Consider the following 20,976-nt stretch of genomic DNA (forward strand, 5'->3'; position numbering starts at 1 on the left):
CCGTCCCCGCGGTGCTGAGATAAGTCGATGAGCTCTTGTGGAGCAGGTCAGGAGAGCCCGAGCTCGTCGTCGAGGAGATCGAAGATCTCGTCTGCCGTAGCGGACTGGATTTCACGGTCTTCTGCGGTGCTGTCCGTAGCACTTTGCGTTTCATTCCACTTCGACAGGAGGTCGCGCAGGCGGGTGGTGATGCCGGGGCGCTCGATGTCGTCCGGGGCGATCGTGGCGAGGATCGCCTCGAGCTTGTCGAGCTCCGCGTGTACGGGCGGGTGTCCGGCCGCACTGTCCAGGCCCAGCTCCTCGCGCAGATACCCGGCGAGCGCGGTGGGCGTCGGGTAGTCGAAGATCAGCGTGACCGGCAGGCGCAGCCCGGCGGCGGCGCCCAGTCGGTTGCGCAGATCCACGGCGGTGAGCGAGTCGAAGCCGAGGTCGAGGAAGCCGCGACCGGCGTCCACGTCGTCCGGGGTGGCGTAGCCGAGGACGGCGGCCACATGGCTCCGGACGACCTCCAGCAGTTCCCGGTCGCGTTCGGTCTCCGAGAGTCCGGAGAGCCGTTCGGCGAGCGAGCCCGCGCCGGAGTCGGCCAGGGTCCCGGCACCGGTGGTCCCGGTGTCGGCGGAGCGCCGTACGGGGGTGCGGACCAGGCCGCGCAGCAGCGGCGGCAGCAGCCCTGCGGCGGCCTGGCCGCGCAGCGCGCCGGTGTCGATGCGGATCGGGACGAGCACGGCCTCGGGCAGGGTGCCCGACAGGTCGAAGAGGGCCAGGCCCTCGTCCTGCGGGAGCGCCGCGAAGCCACCGCGCGAGATGCGGGTCACATCGGAGGCGTCGAGGCTTCCGGCCATGCCGTCGGCCGCCGCCCACAGGCCCCAGGCGAGCGAGCTCGCGGGCAGGCCCTGGGCGTGGCGGTGCTGGGCGAGCGCGTCCAGGAAGGTGTTGGCCGCGGCGTAGTTTCCCTGTCCCGAGCTGCCGAAGGCACCGGCGGCCGAGGAGAAGAGCACGAACGCGGCCAGGTCCAGCTCGCGGGTCAGCTCGTGGAGGTTCCACGCCGCGTCCACCTTGGGCCGCAGCACGGTGTCGATCCGCTCACCGGTCAGCGAGCTGATCACACCGTCGTCCAGGACGCCCGCGGTGTGCACCACGGCGGTCAGCGGATGCGCTGCCGGGATCGCCGAGAGGGTGGCGGCCAGGGCGTCCCGGTCGGCGGTGTCACAGGCCGCCCAGGTGGCCTCGGCGCCCATCTCGCCCAGTTCGGCGGCGAGTTCGGCCGCGCCCGGTGCCTCGCCGCCACGACGGCTGACCAGCAGCAGACGCCGCACTCCGCGCTCGGCCACCAGGTGGCGGGCGAAGAGTCCGCCGAGCGCGCCGGTGGCGCCGCTCAGCAGCACGGTGCCCTCCGGATCGCCCAATGTGGCGGACTCAGGGGTGTCCGGCCGGGCCGGGACCCGGGCGAGCCGGTAGGCGTGGCCGGTGCCGGAGCGCAGGGCGAGCTGCGGTTCGTCGGTGGCGAGCACCGACGGCAGGGCCCGCTGGGAGGCGTCGGTGCCGTCGAGGTCGACCAGGACGAAGCGGCCGGGGTTCTCCGACTGCGCGGACTTGACCAGGCCCCAGGCGGTGGTGTGGGCCAGGTCGGCGATGTCCTCGCCGGGAGCCGCCGCGACCGCGCCACGGGTGACGAGGACGAGCCGGGTGTCGGCGAACCGCTGGTCGGTCAGCCAGTTCTGGACCAGGTCCAGGGTGTTCCGGGCGACGGCCCGCGCGGTGCCGGGCAGGGCCGTCGCGCCGCCGGTGGCGGCGAGGGGTGCCACGACCACGTCGGGGGCGGAAGCGCCGCCGTCGAGGGAGGTGGCGAGTGCCGCGAGGTCCGCGTAGTCGTCCAGCCGCTCGCCCGCGACGGTGAAGCCGGTGGCCGTGGAGCCGGTGGCCGTGAAGCCGGTGGCGGCGCCGAGGGTCACCCAGCGCTCGCCGAGCGGGATATCGGTGGCGGACGTCGTAAGCGCGGTCCACTCGGGCCGGAACAGCGACTCGTGGTGTGCGGCGCGCGAGGCGTCGAGCTGCTCGGTCGACAGCGGCCGCAGCACCAGGCCGTCGATGGTGGCGACGGCGGCGCCGGTGCCGTCGGCGAGGTGCAGCGACACCCCGTCGGCGCCGGGCCGCAGCCGTACGCGCAGCGATGCGGCGCCCCCGGCGTACAGCCGTACGCCGGTCCAGGCGAACGGCAGCCGCGCCCCTTCGCTCCCCTCGCCCTCCGGGTCGAGGCCGAGCGTGTGCAGGGCGGCGTCCAGCAGCGCCGGATGCACCCCGTATGCGGCGGCCTCGGGCTCGAAGCCCTGGGGCAGCCGGATCTCGGCGAACAGTTCGTCGCCGCGCCGCCAGGCGGTGTGCAGCCCCTGGAAGACCGGGCCGTAGCCGAGTCCGGCGGCGGCAGCGCCCTCGTAGAACTCCTCGGTGGCCAGGGCCGTGGCGTCGGCCGGGGGCCATACGCCCAGGTCCACCCGCTCGGCGTCGGCCGCCTGCTCGCCCGGGGCGAGGAAGCCGGTGGCGTGGCGGATCCACGGCTCGTCGGCGGGGACGTCCTCCCGGCGGGAGTGCAGGGTCAGCGAACGGCGCCCGGCCTCGTCGGCCGCCGCCAGCTCCAGCCGCAGTTGGACGGCGCCCTGTTCGGGCAGGACCAGCGGCGCCTGGAGGGTCAGCTCCTCGACCGTGTCGCAGCCCGCCTCGTGGCCGGCCCGCAGCGCGAGTTCGACGAAGGCGGTGCCGGGCAGCAGCACGGCGTCCATGACGGCGTGGTCGGCCAGCCACGGGTGGGTCAGCAGCGACAGCCGCCCGGTGAACACGAAGCCACCGGTGTCGGGGAGTTCCACCGCCGCGCCCAGCAGCGGGTGGTCGGCCGTGTCGAGGCCCGCGGAGATCACGTCCTCGACGGAGATGCCCACATCGAGCCAGTAGCGCTGGCGCTGGAAGGCGTAGGTGGGCAGCTCCACGCGGCGGGCGCCGCGCCCGGCGTAGACCGCCGCCCAGTCCGGGGCCGCGCCGCGGACATGGGCGTGGGCGAGGGCGGTGGCCAGCGCCTGGGCCTCGGGGCGGCCGCTGCGCAGGGTGGGTACGAACACCGCGCCGGTGCCGGCCTCTCCTTCGGTCCCGGTCCCGGTCCCGGTCCCAGTCCCGGTCTCCGTCTCGGCAAGGCAGTCCTCGCCCATCGCGGAGAGCACCCCGTCCGGGCCGAGCTCCACGAAGGTGGTCACGCCCTGGTCGCGCAGGGTGCGGACGCCGTCGGCGAAGCGGACGGACTCCCGGACATGGCGCACCCAGAACTCCGGCAGGCGGATCTCGTCGGCGGAGACCACGGTGCCGGTGAGGCAGGACACCAGCGGGATCTTCGGGGCGTTGTAGGTCAGGCACGCGGCCAGCTTGCGGAAGTCCGCGAGCATCGGGTCCATATGCGGCGAGTGGAAGGCGTGGCTGACCGTGAGCCGCTTGGTCTTGCGACCCCGCGCCTCGAAGTCCGCCGCGATCTCGGTCGCCGCGTCCTCGTCACCCGCGATGACCACGGAGTTCGGGCCGTTGAGGGCGGCGATGCTCACGCGGTCGGTGAGCAGCGGCGCGACCTCGTCCTCGGACGCCTGGAGAGCGATCATCGCGCCACCGGCGGGCAGTTCCTGCATGAGGCGGCCACGGGCCGCGACCAGCACGGAGGCGTCGGCGAGCGAGAACACACCGGCCACATGCGCGGCGGCCAGTTCGCCGATCGAGTGGCCGGACACGTAGTCCGCCTTCAGGCCCCACGCCTCGACCAGGCGGAACAGCGCCACCTCGATGGCGAACAGCGCGGGCTGGGTGAAGCCGGTCCGGTCCAGCGCCTCGGCGTCGTCGCCGAACAGCACATCGCGCAGCGGCCGTTCCAGATGTCCGTCCAGGTGGGCGCACACCTCGTCCAGTGCCTGCGCGAAGCGTGGGAACGTCCGGTACAGCTCACGGCCCATGCCGAGCCGCTGGCTGCCCTGGCCGGTGAAGAGGAACGCCACCTTGCCCTCGGTGGCGACACCGCGCAGCGTCTGCGCCGGGTGGTCACCACGGGCCAGCGCGTCGAGCGCGCCCAGCGCGTCGTCGTGGCCCTCGGCGACCAGGGCGACGCGGTGTTCGAGCGCGGCGCGGGTGGTGGCGAGCGAGAAGCCCAGGTCGGTGAGGGCGGCCCGGGGTTCGGCGGCGATCCGCGACCGCAGCCGCCGCGCCTGCGCCCGCACACCGTCCTCGGTGCGGGCCGACAGCAGCACGGGCACATACGGCAGGGCCTCGGGCTCCGCCGCGGGCTCGCTGGTCCCGGTGGCGGGCGGCTGCTCGATGATGGCGTGGGCGTTGGTGCCGCTGATGCCGAACGAGGACACCGCGGCGCGGCGCGGACGGCCGGTCTCCGGCCACTCCATCCGCTCGGTGAGCAGCGACACCGCGCCCGCCGACCAGTCCACGTGCGGCGACGGCTCGTCCACGTGCAACGTCTGCGGCAGCACACCGTGCCGCATCGACAGCACCATCTTGATGATTCCGGCGACACCGGAGGCCGCCTGGGTGTGGCCCAGGTTGGACTTGACGGAGCCGAGCCACAGCGGCCGCTCCGCGTCCCGCTCCTGGCCGTAGGTGGCCAGCAGCGCCTGCGCCTCGATCGGGTCGCCCAGCGTCGTGCCCGTGCCATGCGCCTCGACCACGTCCACCTCACCGGTGGTCAGACGGGCGTTGGCCAGCGCCTGGCGGATGACGCGCTGCTGGGACGGGCCGTTGGGGGCGGTCAGGCCGTTGGACGCGCCGTCCTGGTTGACGGCGCTGCCGCGCACGATCGCCAGCACCTCATGGCCGTTGCGGCGGGCGTCCGACAGCCGCTCCAGGAGCAGCATGCCCGCGCCCTCGCCCCAGCCGGTGCCGTCCGCCGCAGCCGCGAAGGACTTGCAGCGGCCGTCCCTGGCCAGTCCGCGCTGGCGGCTGAAGTCGATGAACGTACCCGGGGTGAACATCACCGTGACACCGCCCGCGAGCGCGAGCGAGCATTCGCCCTGACGCAGCGCCTGCGCCGCGAGGTGCAGCGCGACCAGCGACGACGAGCAGGCCGTGTCGACCGTGACGGCCGGGCCCTCCAGACCGAAGGTGTAGGCCACCCGGCCGGACACCACACTGCTGGAGCTGCCGGTGCCGAGGTAGCCCTCGACCTCGTTCGGGACGGCGTGCAGCCGGGACCCGTAGTCGTGGTACATGACGCCCGCGAACACACCGGTCCTGCTGCCGCGCACGGACAGCGGGTCGATACCGGCGCGCTCGAACGCCTCCCAGGAGGTCTCCAGCAGCAGTCGCTGCTGCGGGTCCATGGCGAGCGCCTCGCGCGGCGAGATGCCGAAGAACGCCGGGTCGAACTCGGCGGCGTCGTGCAGGAAGCCGCCCTCGCGGGCGTAGGAGGTGCCCTGGGTCTCCGGGTCCGGGTCGTAGAGCGCCTCGAGGTCCCAGCCGCGGTTGTCGGGGAAGCGGGAGATGCCGTCCTCGCCCGCGGCGAGCAACTGCCACAGCTCCTCGGGGGTGGTGACCCCGCCGGGGTAGCGGCAGCTCATCGCCACGATGGCGATCGGCTCGTCGTCGGTGGCGGCCACGACCGGCACCGGGGTGTGCACCGCCGGGGTCCGCGTGCCGACCAGCTCGGTCCGCAGATGGCGGGCCAGGACCTGCGGGTCCGGGTAGTCGAAGATGAGCGTGGCGGGCAGCCGCAGCCCGGTGACCGTGTTGAGCTGGTTGCGCAGCTCGACGGCGGTCAGTGAGTCGAAGCCCAGTTCCTTGAACGCCCGGCCGGAACCGATGGTCTCCGCACCGGCGTAGCCGAGCACGGTGGCCACCTGGCCACGGACCAGGTCCAGCAGCAGCCGCTCCTGCTCGGGCTCGGACAGCCCGGTGAGCCGCCCGGCAAGTCCGTTCTCGCCGCCGCCCGCCGCGACCGCGTCCACCGCCCGCCGCGCCGGGATCCGCACCAGACCGCGGAACAGCGGCGAGACCGCGCCACTTGCGGCCAGGGTGCGCAGGGCCGCGATGTCCACCCGCATCGGTACCAGCGACGCCTCACGGACGGTCAGCGCGGTGTCGAGCAGCGCGAGGCCCTCCGCCACCGGCAGCGGCGGCAGTCCGGCGCGCCGCATCCGGGCGATGTCGGCCTCGTCCAGGGTGCTGCCCATACCGGCCCCGGCCCACAGGCCCCATGCCAGCGCGGTGGCGGGCAGGCCCTGGGCGGCGCGGTGCTGGGAGAGGGCGTCCAGGAAGACGTTGGACGCGGCGTAGTTGCCCTGGCCCGGGCCGCCGAACACACCGGAGGAGGACGAGAACAGCACGAAGGCCGTCAGGTCCAGCTCGCGGGTCAGCTCATGCAGATTCCACGCGGCGTCCACCTTCGGACGCATGACATGGTCGACGCGCTCGGGCGTCAGCGAGCCGATCACACCGTCGTCCAGCACACCGGCGGTGTGTACGACGGCGGTCAGCGGATGCTCGGCGGGGACGGTGGCGAGGGCCGCGGCGAGCGCGTCCCGGTCCGCCACATCACACGCCGCCCAGCGCACGCTCGCGCCCAACTCTGCCAGCTCCGCGCCGAGTTCAGCGGCGCCAGGAGCCTGGTCGCCACGGCGGCTCACCAGCAGCAACTGCCGTACGCCACGCTCCGCCACCAGATGCCGGGCCACCAGCCCGCCAAGCGAACCGGACGCACCGGTCACCAGCACCGTGCCCTCGGGGTCGAGGCCCCGGGCGTCGTCCCGCTCCGGCTCCACGGCCACCCGCGCCAGCCGGGGCACGGACACCGCGCCCGCGCGGATCGCCATCTGCGGCTCGTCCGAGGCCAGGGCGGCGGGCAGGGCCCGCAGCGACTCGTCCCGGCCGTCGGTGTCCACCAGCACGAACCGGCCCGGGTTCTCCGACTGCGCCGAGCGCAGCAGACCCCATACGGCCGCACCGGCCAGATCCGCCACCGGCTCGGCGGCCTCGACGGCCACCGCGCCACGGGTCACCACGACCAGCGGGGCGTCCCCGAACCGCTCCTCCTCCAGCCACCGCTGGACGGCGTCGAGCGCCGCGGCGGCGGCGCGGTGCGCCGCACGGGCCACCCGCTCACCGGTCTCGGCGGACGGCGACACGACGACGTACTCGGGCGCGGGCGCCGTGCCCGCGGCGACCGCGTCGGCCAGCGTCGCGAGGTCCCCGTACGCCGTGGTCCCGAGTCCGAGCGGATCGGCGCCCAGCACCGCCCACCGGCCGTCGGCCGGCACGTCCGCCCCGGCCGTGTCGGCGAGCCCGGTCGGCACCGTCCACTCCAGGTGGAACAGCGACTCGTGGTACGCCGTCCGCGCGCTTCGCAACTGCTCGGCCGAGACCGGGCGCAGCCCGAGCGTCTCGACGGCCGCGACCGGCGCACCGGTGGTGTCGGCGATCTCCAGCCGGACGCCCTCGGCGCCCGTGGGGGCCAGCTTCACCCGCAGCGCCGAGGCGCCGCTCGCGTACAGCGACACCCCGCTCCAGGCGAACGGCAGCCGCCCTTCCCCGCCCGTGTTGCCCAGACCGGCCAGGCCGATGGCATGCAGGGCGGCGTCCAGCAGCGCCGGGTGCAGCCCGAACGCGGCGGCCTCCTCGGCCGTGTCCTCGTCCAGCGCCACCTCGGCGAACACCTCGCCGCCGCGCTGCCACGCCCTGCGCAGCCCCTGGAACGCGGGGCCGTAGGCGAAACCGATGTCCAGCAGGCCCTCGTAGCGGCCCTCCAGCTCCACCTCGGCCGCGTCCGCCGGAGGCCATGCGCTCAGCTCGAACGACGCCTCCGGACGGCCGCCGGACGCCAGGACACCGGCGGCGTGCCGGGTCCACGGCTCCTCTGCGGGCAGGCTCTCCAGCCGGGAGTGCAGCGACAGCGGACGGCGGCCCGTCTCGTCGGCCGCACCGACCGACAGCCGGAGCTGGACACCGCCCTGCGCGGGCAGGACCAGCGGCGCTTCGAGGGTCAGCTCTTCGAGGTAGTCGCAGCCGACCTGGTCACCGGCGCGGATCGCCAGCTCCACGAACGCGGTGCCGGGCAGCAGCACGGTGTCCAGGATGGTGTGGCCCGCGAGCCACGGATGGGTCGAGAGCGCCAGCCGCCCGGTGAACAGCATCCCGTCCGCGTCCGGCAGTTCGGCGCTGGCGCCGAGCAGCGGATGCTCGGCCTCGCCCAGCCCGACCGCGGCCACATCGCCGAGGAACAGCGAGGAGACCTTCGGCCAGTAGCGCTGCCGCTGGAAGGGATACGTCGGAAACGCGGTCAGGGCGATCTGCGTGGCGCCCGTTCGGGCGTAGTACGCCGCCCAGTCCACCGCCGCCCCGCGCACCTGCGCCCGCGTGACGGCCGACAGCAGCGCCTCGGCCTCGGGACGGTCCTTGCGCAGCACGGCGGCGAAGGCGGCGTCCTCGCCGGTCACACACTCCTGGGCCATGGCGGTGAGGACACCGTCGGGGCCGAGTTCGAGATAGGTGGTGACGCCCTGGGCCTCCAACGTGCGTACGCCGTCGAGGAAGCGGACGGCCTCGCGGACGTGGCGCACCCAGAAGCCGGGGTTGGTGATCTCCTCCGTGGAGACGACGGTCCCGGTGAGGTTGGAGACGATCGGGATGCGCGGGGCCTCGTAGGTCAGCCCCTCCGCGACCTCGCGGAACGCCTCCAACATGCCGTCCATGCGAGGCGAGTGGAAGGCGTGGCTGACCGTGAGCCGCTTGGTCTTACGGCCCCGCTCCTCGAAGCCCGCCGCGATCGCGACAGCCTCGTCCTCGTCACCCGCGATGACCACCGACGTCGGCCCGTTGAGCGCGGCGATGCCGACCCGCTCGGTGAGCAGCGGCGTGACCTCGTCCTCCGACGCCTGCACCGCGATCATCGCGCCACCGGCCGGAAGCTCCTGCATCAACCGCCCACGAGCGGCCACCAGCTTCGCCGCGTCCGCGAGCGAGAGCACACCGGCCACATGCGCGGCGGCCAGCTCGCCGATGGAGTGGCCGGAGAGGAGGTCCGCCTTCAGACCCCACGCCTCGACCAGCCGGAACAGCGCCACCTCGATGGCGAACAGCGCGGGCTGGGTGAAGCCGGTCCGGTCCAGCGCCTCGGCGTCGTCGCCGAACAGCACATCGCGCAGCGGCCGTTCGAGATGCGCGTCCAGGTGGGCGCACACCTCGCCCAGGGCATCCGCGAACACCGGGAAGGTGTCGTACAGCTCACGGCCCATACCGAGCCGCTGGCTGCCCTGCCCGGTGAACAGGAAGGCCACCTTGCCACCGGCCACCGTGTCCTGAACGAGCCCGGTCGCCGTACGTCCCTCGGCGAGGGCCGCCAGGCCGGACAGCAGCCCGTCCCGGTCCTCGGCGATCAGCGCCGCGCGCTCCTCGAAGGCGGTACGGCGCGTGGCGAGGGTGAACGCCACGTCGGTGAGGTCCAGCTCGGGGCGCTCGTCCAGGTGGGCGCGCAGCCGTACGGCCTGGTCGCGCAGGCCCTCGGGGGACTTGGCGGAGAGCAGCCAGGCGGCCGGGACGCCGGACCGGGGCGCGGCGGCGGGCGCCGGGTCCTCGGTCTCGTCCGCGTACGCGGGGGCCTGCTCGATGATGGTGTGCGCGTTGGTGCCGCTGATGCCGAACGAGGACACGGCGGCCCGGCGCGGACGGCCGGTCTCGGGCCACTCCCGCGCCTCGGTCAGCAGTGACACCGCACCCGCCGACCAGTCCACATGCGGGGTGGGCTCATCGACGTTGAGGGTCTGCGGCAGCATGCCGTGCTGGATGGCCAGCACCATCTTCATCACACCGGCGACACCGGCGGCGGCCTGGGTGTGGCCGAAGTTGGACTTGATGGAGCCGAGCCACAGCGGCTGGTCGGCGTCGCGCTCCTGGCCGTAGGTGGCCAGCAGTGCCTGGGCCTCGATGGGGTCGCCCAGCTTGGTGCCGGTGCCGTGGGCCTCGACCGCGTCCACCTCGGACGCGGACAGACCCGCACCCGCCAGCGCCTGCCGGATCACCCGCTGCTGCGAGGGACCGTTCGGCGCCGTCAGACCATTGGACGCACCGTCCTGGTTGATCGCGCTGCCGCGCACGACCGCCAGCACCGGGTGGCCGTTCTTCCGGGCGTCGGACAGCCGCTCGACGAGCAGCATGCCCACGCCCTCGCCCCAGCCGGTGCCATCCGCACCCGCCGCGAACGCCTTGATCCGACCGTCCTCCGCCAGCCCACGCTGACGGCTGAAGTCCACAAACGAACCCGGCGTCGACATCACCGTCACACCACCGGCCAGCGCCAACGAGCACTCACCCGCCCGCAACGCCTGAATCGCCCAGTGCAACGCCACCAACGACGACGAGCAGGCCGTGTCCACCGTCACCGCCGGGCCCTCGAGACCCAGCGCGTAGGACACCCGGCCCGACATCACACTGGCCGCGTTGCCCGTCCCCATGAAGCCTTCGGAGCCATCGGGGGCGGAGAGGATGACGGGCAGATAGTCCTGGCCGTTGGTACCGGCGAACACGCCGACCTGCTGTCCGCGCAGCGTGGTCGGGTCGATCCCGGCCCGCTCGAACGCCTCCCACGAGGTCTCCAGCAGCAACCGCTGCTGCGGATCCATCGCGAGCGCCTCACGCGGCGAAATACCGAAGAAGACGGGGTCGAACTCGGCGGCGTCGGCGAGGAATCCGCCCTCGCGGACGTAGCTGGTGTGCTCGCCCGTGCCCTCCGGGTCGTACAGCGTCTCCAGGTCCCAGCCGCGGTCGGCCGGGAAGCCCGTCACCGCGTCCTGTCCGGACGCCAGCAGCCGCCACAGCTCCTCGGGCGAGCGCACCCCACCGGGGAAGCGGCAGCTCATGCCGACGATCACGATCGGGTCGTCGTCCAGCGCCACACCGACCGACGACGCGCCGGTCACCGCCGGGCGCGAGCCGATGAGTTCGGCCTGGAGATGGTCGGCGAGGGCGATCGGGGTGGGGTAGTCGAAGATGATGGTGGCGGGCAGCTTGAGCCCGGTGAGGGTGGAGAGCAGGTTGCGGATCTCGACGGCGGTCAGCGAGTCGAAGCCGAGGTCGCGGAAGGCGCGGCTGGGCTCCACCGAGTCCGGTCCGGGGTGGCCGAGGACGACGGCCACCTGGGTGCGGACGAAGTCCAGGGCGATCTGGTCGCGTTCCTCGTCGGTCCCGGCGTCGGTCAGCCGCTGGGCCAGCGAGTTGGGCTGGCCGGGGATGGCGGGGCCGCCGGTGGCGGTGCGGGCCGCCTCGATCGCGCGGCGCGCCTCGGAGAGCTCGGCGAGCAGCGGGTTCGGGCGGTGGCCGGAGAGGCCGGGCGCGAAGCGGTCCCATTCGATGTCGACGACGAGGGAGAACGTCTCGTCGAGGTCGAGCGCGGCGCCCAGGGCGGCGGTGGCCGGTTCGGGGGCGAGGGCGGGCAGTCCGGACTGCCGGAGCCGCTCGGCCACCAGCTCGTCGGTGGCCATGCCGCCGTCGGCCCAGGCGCCCCAGGCCATGGAGGTGGCGGGCAGCCCCTCGGCGCGGCGCTGCTCGGCGAGCGCGTCGAGGTAGGCGTTGGCGGCCACGTAGTTGGCCTGTCCGGCGGCGCCGAAGGTGGCGGCCATGGAGGAGAAGAGCACGAAGGCGGACAGGTCGAGGCCGCGGGTGAGTTCGTGCAGATGGCGGGCGGCGTCGGCCTTGGCGCGCAGCACATCGGCCATCCGCCGCGGGGTCTGGGCGTCGAGGACACCGTCGTCCAGCACTCCGGCGGCGTGCACGACCGTGGTCAGCGGAAGGTCCGCGGGGACGGTCGCCAGCAGCCCGGCGAGAGCGTCGCGGTCGGCGACGTCGCAGGCGGCGATGGTCACCTGGGCGCCGAGGGCGGTGAGTTCGTCGCGCAGTTCGGCGGCGCCGGGGGCGTCGGGGCCGCGGCGGCTGGTGAGCAGGATGTGCTGGGCGCCGTGGGCCACGAGCCAGCGGCCGACGTGGCCGCCGAGGGCGCCGGTGCCGCCGGTGATCAGGGCGGTGCCGTGGGTGCTCCAGCCGTCGCCGGTGGTCTCGTGGTGCGGTGCGCGGGCGAGCCTGCGGACGTGGATGCCCTGCGGGCGGATGGCGAGGTGGTCCTCGCCGCTGATGCCCTCGGGTCCGGCGAGGATGTCGGCGAACCGCCCGAGGGCGCGCTCGTCGGCGGTCTCGGGCAGGTCGATCAGACCGCCCCAGCGCTCGGGGTGTTCCAGGGCCGCGGTGCGGCCCAGGCCCCAGATCTGGGCCTGGTCGGGGCTGGTGAGCCGGTCGGAGCGGCCGACGGAGACCGCGCCGCGGGTGGCGGCCCACAGCGGGGCGTCCATCTCGGCGTCACCGAGGGCCTGGACGAGGGTGAGGGTCCCCGCGAGCCCGGCGGTGAGGGAGGGGTGCCGGTCGTGCGGGCGCTCGTCCAGGCCGAGCAGGGAGAGCACACCGTCGGCGTGCGGGGCCCCGCCGGTCTCCCGCGCCGGATCCCGCGTCAGGGCGGTGCGGATCCGCTCGGCGAGGGCGGTGCGGTCGGCGGTGGTGCCGTCGACCGCGATCTCGTGGACGGTGACGCCGCGTTCGGCCAGCAGCCGCAGCGACGCGGCCACCCACGGGTCCTCCGTACGCCCCTCGGGGGTGACCACGAGCCAGGTGCCGGTGAGCGGCTTGGCCTGGGTCTGCGGGAGCGGTGTCCAGGTGATGCGGTAGCGCCAGCCGTCGACGGTGGTGTCGACGTGGCTGCGCCGGCGCCACGCGGACAGGACGGGCAGCACCTCGCTGAGGGGCTGGTCGCCGTCGAGGCCGAGGGTGTCGACCAGGGCGGCCAGGTCCTCGCTGTGCACGACCTCCCAGAACCGGGCGTCGGCCACGGCCGGGGCGGCGGCTTCGGCTTCGGCGGGGTCGGGGCCGTACGAGAAGGGGTTGGCGGGCCAGTAGCGCTGCCGCTGGAAGGCGTAGGTGGGCAGCTCGACGCGGCGGGCGCCGGTGCCCGCGTAGTACGTGGCCCAGTCCACGGGCACGCCGCGGACCTGGGCCTGGGCGAGCGCGTGGCCGAGGGTGCGGGCCTCGGGGCGGCCGGAGCGCAGGGCGGGCAGAAACGCGAACGTGCGGTTCCTGTCGCCGGTCACGCACTCCTGGGCCATGGCGGAGAGGACACCGTCGGGGCCCAGTTCGACGAAGGTGGTCACGCCGTGGTCCTCGAGGCGGCGGACGCCGTCGAGGAAGCGGACTGCCTCGCGGACGTGGCGCACCCAGAAGTCGGGCGTGGTGATCTCGTCGGCGCTCACCAGAGTGCCGGTGAGGTTGGAAACGATCGGGATCTTCGGAGCCTCGTAGGTGAGCCGCTCGGCGACCTGACGGAAGTTCTCCAGCATCCCGTCCATGTGCGGGGAGTGGAAGGCGTGGCTGACGGTGAGCCGCTTGGTCTTACGGCCCCGCTCCTCGAACGACGCCGCGATCGCGACAGCCTCGTCCTCATCACCCGCGATGACGACCGACGTCGGGCCGTTGAGCGCGGCGATCGAGACGCGCTCGGTCAGCAGCGGCGTCACCTCGTCCTCCGACGCCTGCACCGCGATCATCGCGCCACCGGCGGGAAGTTGCTGCATGAGCTGGCTGCGCGCGGCCACCAGGGCACAGGCGTGGGTGAGCGAGAGCACTCCGGCGACATGGGCGGCGGTGAGCTCGCCGATGGAGTGGCCGGCGAGGAAGTCGGGGCGCAGTCCCCAGGATTCGACGAGGCGGAAGAGGGCGACCTCGACGGCGAACAGCGCGGGCTGGGTGAAGCCGGTCCGGTCGAGCGTGGCGGCGTCGTCGCCGAACAGCACGTCCTTCAACGGCCGGTCGAGGAACCGGTCGAGCTGGGCGCAGACCGCGTCCAGCGCCTCGGCGAAGACCGGGTAGGTCTCGTACAGCTCACGGCCCATGCCGAGGCGCTGGCTGCCCTGGCCGGTGAAGAGGAACGCGACCTTGCCCTCGGCGGCCAGCCCCTCGGCCAGCTCGGGGTGGTGGCGGCCCTCGGCGAGCGCGTCGAGGCCCGCGAGGAGTTCGTCGTGATCGGCCGCGAGGACCACGGCGCGGCGGTCGAGGGCGGCGCGGGTGACGGCCTGGGAGTAGCCGAGGTCGGCGAGGCGGTGGCCGGGGCGGGCGGTCAGATGGTTCCGCAGCCGCAGGGCCTGGGCGCGCAGCGCCTGCTCGTCCTTGCCGGAGAGCACGACCGGGACCAGGAGCGGTTCGATCCGCTCCGGTTCCGGCTCGGCGCTCTCGGCGGGGGCGGCGAGGGCCGGGGGCTCCTCGAGGATGGTGTGCACATTGGTGCCGCTCATGCCGAACGACGAGACGCCCGCGCGGCGCGGGGTCGCGCCCTCGGGGTCCTGGGGCCATTCGGTGGTGGCGGTGAGCAGTTCGACGTCCCCGGCAGTCCAGTCGACGTGCGGGGTGGGCTCGGTGAGGTGGAGGGTCTTGGGCAGCACACCGTGCCGCATCGCCATGACCATCTTGATGACGCCGCCGACACCGGCGCCCGCCTGGGCGTGGCCGATGTTGGACTTGATGGAGCCGATGAGCAGCGGTTTGCCCTCGGGCCTGCCTTGGCCGTAGGTGGCGAGAAGCGCCTGGGCCTCGATGGGGTCGCCGAGGGCGGTGCCGGTGCCGTGGGCCTCGACGGCGTCGACCTGGTCGGGGCTGAGGCGGGCGTTGGCCAGTGCCTGGAGGATGACGCGCTGCTGCGAGGGGCCGTTGGGCGAGGTGAGGCCGTTGGACGCGCCGTCCTGGTTGACGGCGGAGCCGCGGACCACGGCGAGGACCGGGTGGCCCTTGCGCTGGGCGTCCGACAGCCGCTCGACGAGCAGCATGCCGACGCCCTCGCCCAGGCAGAAGCCGTCGGCCTCCGGGGCGAAGGGCTTGGAGCGGCCGTCGAGGGCCAGTCCGCGCATCTTGCTGTAGTCGACGAAGACGCCGGGCGCGCACATGAGGGTCGCGCCACCGGCGAGCGCGAGCGAGCATTCGCCGTTGCGCAGCGCCTGGACGGCCAGGTGGAGGGCCACCAGCGAGGAGGAGCAGGCGGTGTCGACGGTGACGGCCGGGCCCTCGAAACCGAAGGTGTAGGAAAGGCGGCCGGAGGCGACGCTCGCGGCGTTACCGGTGCCGAAATAGCCCTCGAAGTTCTCGTTGGAACTGAGGATCGCGCCCAGGTAATCGTGATTGCTGGTGCCGACGAAGACGCCGATCTGCCGGCCGCGCACCGCGACCGGGTCGATTCCGGCCCGCTCGAACGCCTCCCAGGACGTCTCCAGCAGCATCCGCTGCTGCGGGTCCATGCCGAGCGCTTCTCGCGGGCTGATGCCGAAGAGCGACGGGTCGAAATCGGCTATGCCGTCGACGAATCCACCCTCGTGCACATAGCTGGTGCCGGGGTGGTCCGGGTCCGGGTGGTACATCGTGTCGACATTCCACCCACGGTCCAGCGGGAACTCGCTGACCGCGTCGACGCCCTCGCTGACGATGCGCCACAGGTCCTCGGGCGACTGAACGCCCCCGGGATAACGGCAGCCGATCCCCACGATCGCGATGGGGTCGTGGTTCTTCGCCTCGGCCTCTTGCAGGCGGAGGCGAGTCTGGTGCAGATCCGCCGTTACCAGCTTGAGGTAGTCCCGCAGCGTCTCTTCATTCGCCATTTACGCAATCCAATTACGGCAGACGGCATCGGAAATGCTCCACAGATCCTCGACAGGGGAGCCGGTAACCAACAACCAAATCAGTCGACTTCTCGCTGAGAGGCTATGTGTGAACTAACCCTCACAACAACCCCTAGATGCCCCCTATGACCCCCTGGAGACCCAAGGAGCGATAGGGGGCAGCCGGTATTCGGCAACTCTATTGAAGGGTATGGAAAATCCTGGCCGACATCGAGAACGACGTCAATAGCAGAATTCCCGTCATGCCCTTCCGAGACCCTTGTTGATGAATGCGAAGAGCTCTTCGTCACTGGCCGACTGGAGCTGCTCGGCGTCGACCGTTTCCTTCGCCGGGCGCTCCGGCGCCGCCGTGGTGGCGGGTTCGGCGGTGACCGCCGTGCCGTCCGACTCGTTCCACTTCGCCATCAGCGACTGGAGGCGCATGGTGATCCGGGCCCGGGTGATGTTGTCGGGCGCGGTGCCGGTGAGCGCGGTCTCCAGCTTGTCGAGTTCCTCGAGCACGGCGGTGCCGTCGGCCGCCTCGTCGGGCGCGATCCCGGCCCGCAGATAGGCGGCCACGGCGGCCGGGGTCGGGTGGTCGAAGATCAGGCTCGGGGGCAGCTTCAGCCCGCTCGCGGCGCCGAGCCGGTTGCGGAGTTCGACGGCGGTGAGCGAGTCGAAGCCCAGCTCCTTGAAGGCCCGGCCCGCCTCGATCGCCTGGGCGCCGGAGTGGCCGAGCACGGCGGCCACCGCGTTGCGCACCAGATCCAGCAGCACCCGCTCCCGCTCGGTCTCCGGCAGCGCCGCGAGCTGTCCGGCCAGGGCCGCCCCGGCGTCGTCGTCGGTCTCGGCCGCCGCCATCTCCTCGACGACCTCGCGGGCCTCGGGCAGGTCGTGCAGCAGCGGACGCGACCGGTCGGCGGTGAAGGCGAGGGTGAAGCGCCGCCAGTCCATGTCGATGACGGTCAGCGCGGTCTCGTCCCGGTCCAGCGCGTGCTGGAGGGTGGTCGCGGCCGGTTCCGGCGCCATCTCGTTGATGCCGTGGCGGCGCATCCGGTCGCCGACGGCGCCGTCCACCGTGCCGCCGTCGCCCCACGGGCCGAAGGTCAGCGTGGTGGCGGGCAGCCCGTCCGCGCGGCGCTGCTCGGCGAAGGCGTGCAGGAAGGCGTTGCCGGGCGCCTGGTTGCCCTGGCCGGGTGCGCCGAAGGTGGCGGAGAAGTGCGAGCACAGCACGAACGCGGTCAGGTCCAGGTCCCGGGTGAGCTCGTGCAGATGGCGCGTGGCGTCCACCTTGAGCCGCAGCACCCGCTCGACCTGATCCGGGGTCAGCCCCTCGATCACGCCGTCCTCGATGACCGCGGCGGTGTGCACGACGGCGGTCAGCGGCTGGTCGGCCGGGATGGCCGCGAGGGTTTCGGCGAGCGCGGCGCGGTCGGTCACATCGCAGGCGGCGAGGGTGACCTTGGCGCCGAGCCCGGTCAGCTCGGCCGCCAGCTCGACGGCCCCGGGGGCGTCCTGGCCCCTGAGGCTCGCCAGCACCAGGTGGTCGGCGCCGTTACGGGCCAGCCACCGGGCGACCTGCCCGCCGAGCCGTCCCGTGCCGCCGGTGACCAGCGTGGTGCCGGTCGGCTTCCAGGACCGTACGGCGGCGGTGTCGGCCAGCGGGGCGCGCACCAGGCGGGGCCCGAAGACCCCGGTGGCGCGGATCGCGGCCTGGTCGTCGTCGCCGTCGGCGGCGAGGAGGCCCGCCAGCCGGGTCAGGGCGCGCTCGTCGGGCGTGGCGGGCAGGTCGATCAGACCGCCCCAGCGCTCCAGGTGCTCCAGCGCGGCCACCCGGCCAAGACCCCAGACGAGCGCCTGCTCGGGGGCGGCCGGCCGGTCCGTGCCACCGACGGACACGGCGCCGTGCGTCAGGCACCACAGCGGGGCGCCGATTCCGGCGTCGCCCAGGGCCTGGATCAGCGCGAGCTGGGCGGCGGTTCCGGCGGGCAGCGAGGCGTGCCCGGGGTGTGCGCCCTCGGCCGTGGCCAGCAGCGACACCACTCCGGCGAAAGAGCCGCCGTCGGCCTCGGCGAGCGCGGTGCGCAGCCGCTCGGCCAGCTCCTCCCGGCCGTCGATGCCGGTGTCCACGGCGATCCGCCGTACGTCGGCGCCGCGTTCGGCGAGCACCCCGGCCACTGCCTCGGTCCAGATGTCCTCGGCGGCCGGGGCGACGAGGAGCCACGCGCCGGACAGCCGCGCGGACCGCTCCTCGGCGAGCGGCTTCCAGGTGACGCGGTAGCGCCAGCCGTCCACCGTGGACTGCTCACGGGCCTGCTTGCGCCAAGACGCCAGCGCGGGCAGGACGGCGCTCATCGGCTGATCGCCGTCGACCGTCAGCTCGGTGGCCAGGGTCTGCCAGTCCTCGGCCTCCACGGCGGCCCAGAACCTCGCCTCCACGGGGTCGTGCCCCCTCTTCCCGGCGGCCCGCTCTGGCGCGGCCTCGGGCCAGTAGCGCTGCTGCTGGAAGGCGTAGGTGGGCAGCTCGATACGGCGGGCGCCGGTGCCGTCGAACACGGCCTCCCAGTCGACGCTCACCCCGCGCGACCACGCCTCGCCGACCGAGGCCCAGAAGCGGTCCTGCCCGCCCTCGTCACGGCGCAGCGAACCGATCGCGGCCGCGTCCACACCGGCGTCCTCGGCCGTCTCCTGCACACCCATCGTCAGCACCGGATGGGCGCTGGACTCGATGAACACCCCGAAGCCCTCGTCCAGCAGCCGCCGGACCGCGCCCTCCAGCTCAACGGTGCGGCGCAGGTTGGTGAACCAGTACTCGGCGTCCAGCTCGGAACCCTCGGCCCACTCCCCCGTCACCGTCGACAGGAACGGCACCTGGGCGCTCTTCGGCTGTACGGGGGCCAGCAGCTCCAGCAGCTCCTCGCGGAGCAGTTCGACCTGGGCTGAGTGCGAGGCGTAGTCCACCGGCACCCGGCGCGCCCGCACCTCATCGGCCTCACACGCGGCGACCAGCTCATCGAGGGCGGTCGGCTCGCCGGAGACGACCACCGACGACGGCCCGTTGACCGCCGCCACCGAGATGCGCTCCTCACCCCACGCCGCGATCCGCTCCCGGACCTCCGCCACCGGCAGCGCCACCGACACCATGCCGCCCTTGCCCGCCAGCACCCGGCCAATGGCCTGGCTGCGCAGCGCCACCACACGCGCCGCGTCCTTCAGGGACAGGACCCCCGCCACATACGCGGCGGCGATCTCGCCCTGGGAGTGGCCGATCACCGCGGACGGGACGACACCCAGCGAGCGCCACAGCTCGGCCAGGGACACCATCACCGCGAACAACACCGGCTGAACCACATCCACCCGGTCCAGCGACGGCGCGCCCTCGGCACCACGCAGCACATCCACCAACGACCAGTCGGTGAACTCCGCCAGCGCCGCGGCGCATTCCTCGATATGGGCCGCGAAGACGGGCGAGGCGTCCATCAGCCCCACGCCCATCCGCACCCACTGGGACCCCTGCCCGGGGAAGACGAACGCCGTCTGCCCGGCGACCACCGTGCCCCGCTCCACACCGGCCGCCATGCCGCCGTCGGCGAGCGCGTTCAGCCCGGCCATCAGCTCCTCGCGGTCCCGGCCCTGGACCACACCGCGGTGGTCCAGCGCGGAGCGGGTGGTGGCCAGCGACAGGCCGATGTCCACCGGGCGCAGCGCCGGTTCGTCGTGGAGCCGGTCCAGCAGCCGCCGCGCCTGGGCGCGCAGCGCCGCCTCGCTCTTGCCGGAGAGCACCCACGGCAGCACACCCGGCTGCTTGGACACCAGCTCCACCGGGCCCGGCTCCTCGGCGGGGGCCTGCTCGATGATGGTGTGCGCGTTGGTGCCGCTGAAGCCGAAGGAGGAGATGCCCGCACGGCGCGGGCGGCCGGTCTCTGGCCACGGGGTGGCCGACCTGACCAGCGCGACCTTCCCCGCCGCCCAGTCGATGTGCGGGGACGGCTCGGCGATGTGCAGCGACTCGGGCACCACCCCGTGCTCCATCGCCAGCACCATCTTCATCACCCCGGCGATGCCCGCGGCGCCCTGGGTGTGGCCGATGTTGGACTTCACCGATCCGAGCAGCAGGGGCAGTTCCTCGGGCCGGTCCTGGCCGTAGGTGGCCAGCAGCGCCTGCGCCTCGATCGGGTCGCCCAGCGAGGTGCCCGTGCCATGCGCCTCGACGACGTCCACATCGCCGCCGGACAGCCGGGCGTTGGCCAGCGCCTGCTGGATGACGCGCCGCTGGGAGGGGCCGTTGGGCGCGGTCAGACCGTTGGACGCGCCGTCCTGGTTGACGGCGGAGCCGCGCACCACGGCCAGCACCTTGTGGCCTCGGCGACGCGCCTCCGAGAGCCGCTCCAGCAGCAGCACGCCCACGCCCTCGGCCGGGCCGAAGCCGTCGGCGTCCGCCGAGAACGCCTTGCAGCGGCCGTCCTGCGACAGCCCGCGCTGGCGGCTGAACTCGATGAACAGACCGGGGGTGGACATCACATGGACGCCGCCCGCCAGGGCGAGCGAGCATTCGCCGAGCCGCAGCGACTGGACGGCCAGGTGCAGCGCCACCAGCGACGCGGAGCAGGCCGTGTCCACCGTGACGGCCGGGCCCTCGAGACCGAAGACGTAGGAGAGCCGGCCGGAGACGACGCTGCTGGCGTTGCCCGTGCCGAGGTGGCCGCCGAAGTCGTCCTCGGCGTCGAGCGCCACCGACAGATAGTCGGAGGCGTTCATGCCCGCGAAGACACCGGTCCGGCTGCCGCGCAGGGACGCGGGGTCGATCCCGGCCCGCTCGAACGCCTCCCACGAGGTCTCCAGCAGCAGCCGCTGCTGCGGGTCCATCGCCATGGCCTCACGCGGCGAGATCCCGAAGAACGCCGCGTCGAACCGGGTGGCATCGGCCAGGAACCCGCCCTCGCGGGTGTAGGTGGTGTCCGGGGTGTCCGGGTCCGGGTCGAACAGGTTCCGCAGGTCCCAGCCGCGGTCGGCCGGGAACTCCGTCTGCGCCTCGCCGCCGGAGGCCATGAGCTGCCACAGCTCCTCGGGGGTGCGCACACCCCCGGGGAAGCGGCAGCTCATGCCCACGATGGCGATCGGCTCATGGGCCTGGTCGTCGACCTCCTGGAGCCGCCGGTGGGCGGCGGTCAGGTCGGTGGTGACCTTCTTCAGATATTCGCGGAGCTTGGCTTCGTTCGCAGTCGCCATGGACGTTCACCTATTCGCAATGCTCTGGTTCGTCGGGGGGTTCGGATGGGTG

Annotated in this window: 1 protein-coding gene and 1 pseudogene; both read right to left on the bottom strand. The window is 73.5% G+C overall.

Annotation, left to right across the window (positions count from 1 at the left end; translation table 11 throughout):
* Positions 1 to 47: 47 nt before the first annotated feature.
* On the bottom strand, positions 48 to 15,677 hold the full coding sequence (locus ACK1X7_RS18330; RefSeq protein ID WP_413116888.1) for a type I polyketide synthase: 15,630 nt from the start codon (positions 15,675 to 15,677) through the stop codon (positions 48 to 50).
* A gap of 279 nt (positions 15,678 to 15,956) precedes the next feature.
* Positions 15,957 to 20,918, bottom strand: a pseudogene (locus ACK1X7_RS18335) (type I polyketide synthase); the annotation flags it as partial.
* Between the last annotated feature and the right edge of the window lie 58 nt (positions 20,919 to 20,976).

Origin of the sequence: Streptomyces sp. CY-1 (assembly GCF_047218265.1) — a bacterium.
Classification (GTDB): domain Bacteria; phylum Actinomycetota; class Actinomycetes; order Streptomycetales; family Streptomycetaceae; genus Streptomyces; species Streptomyces niphimycinicus.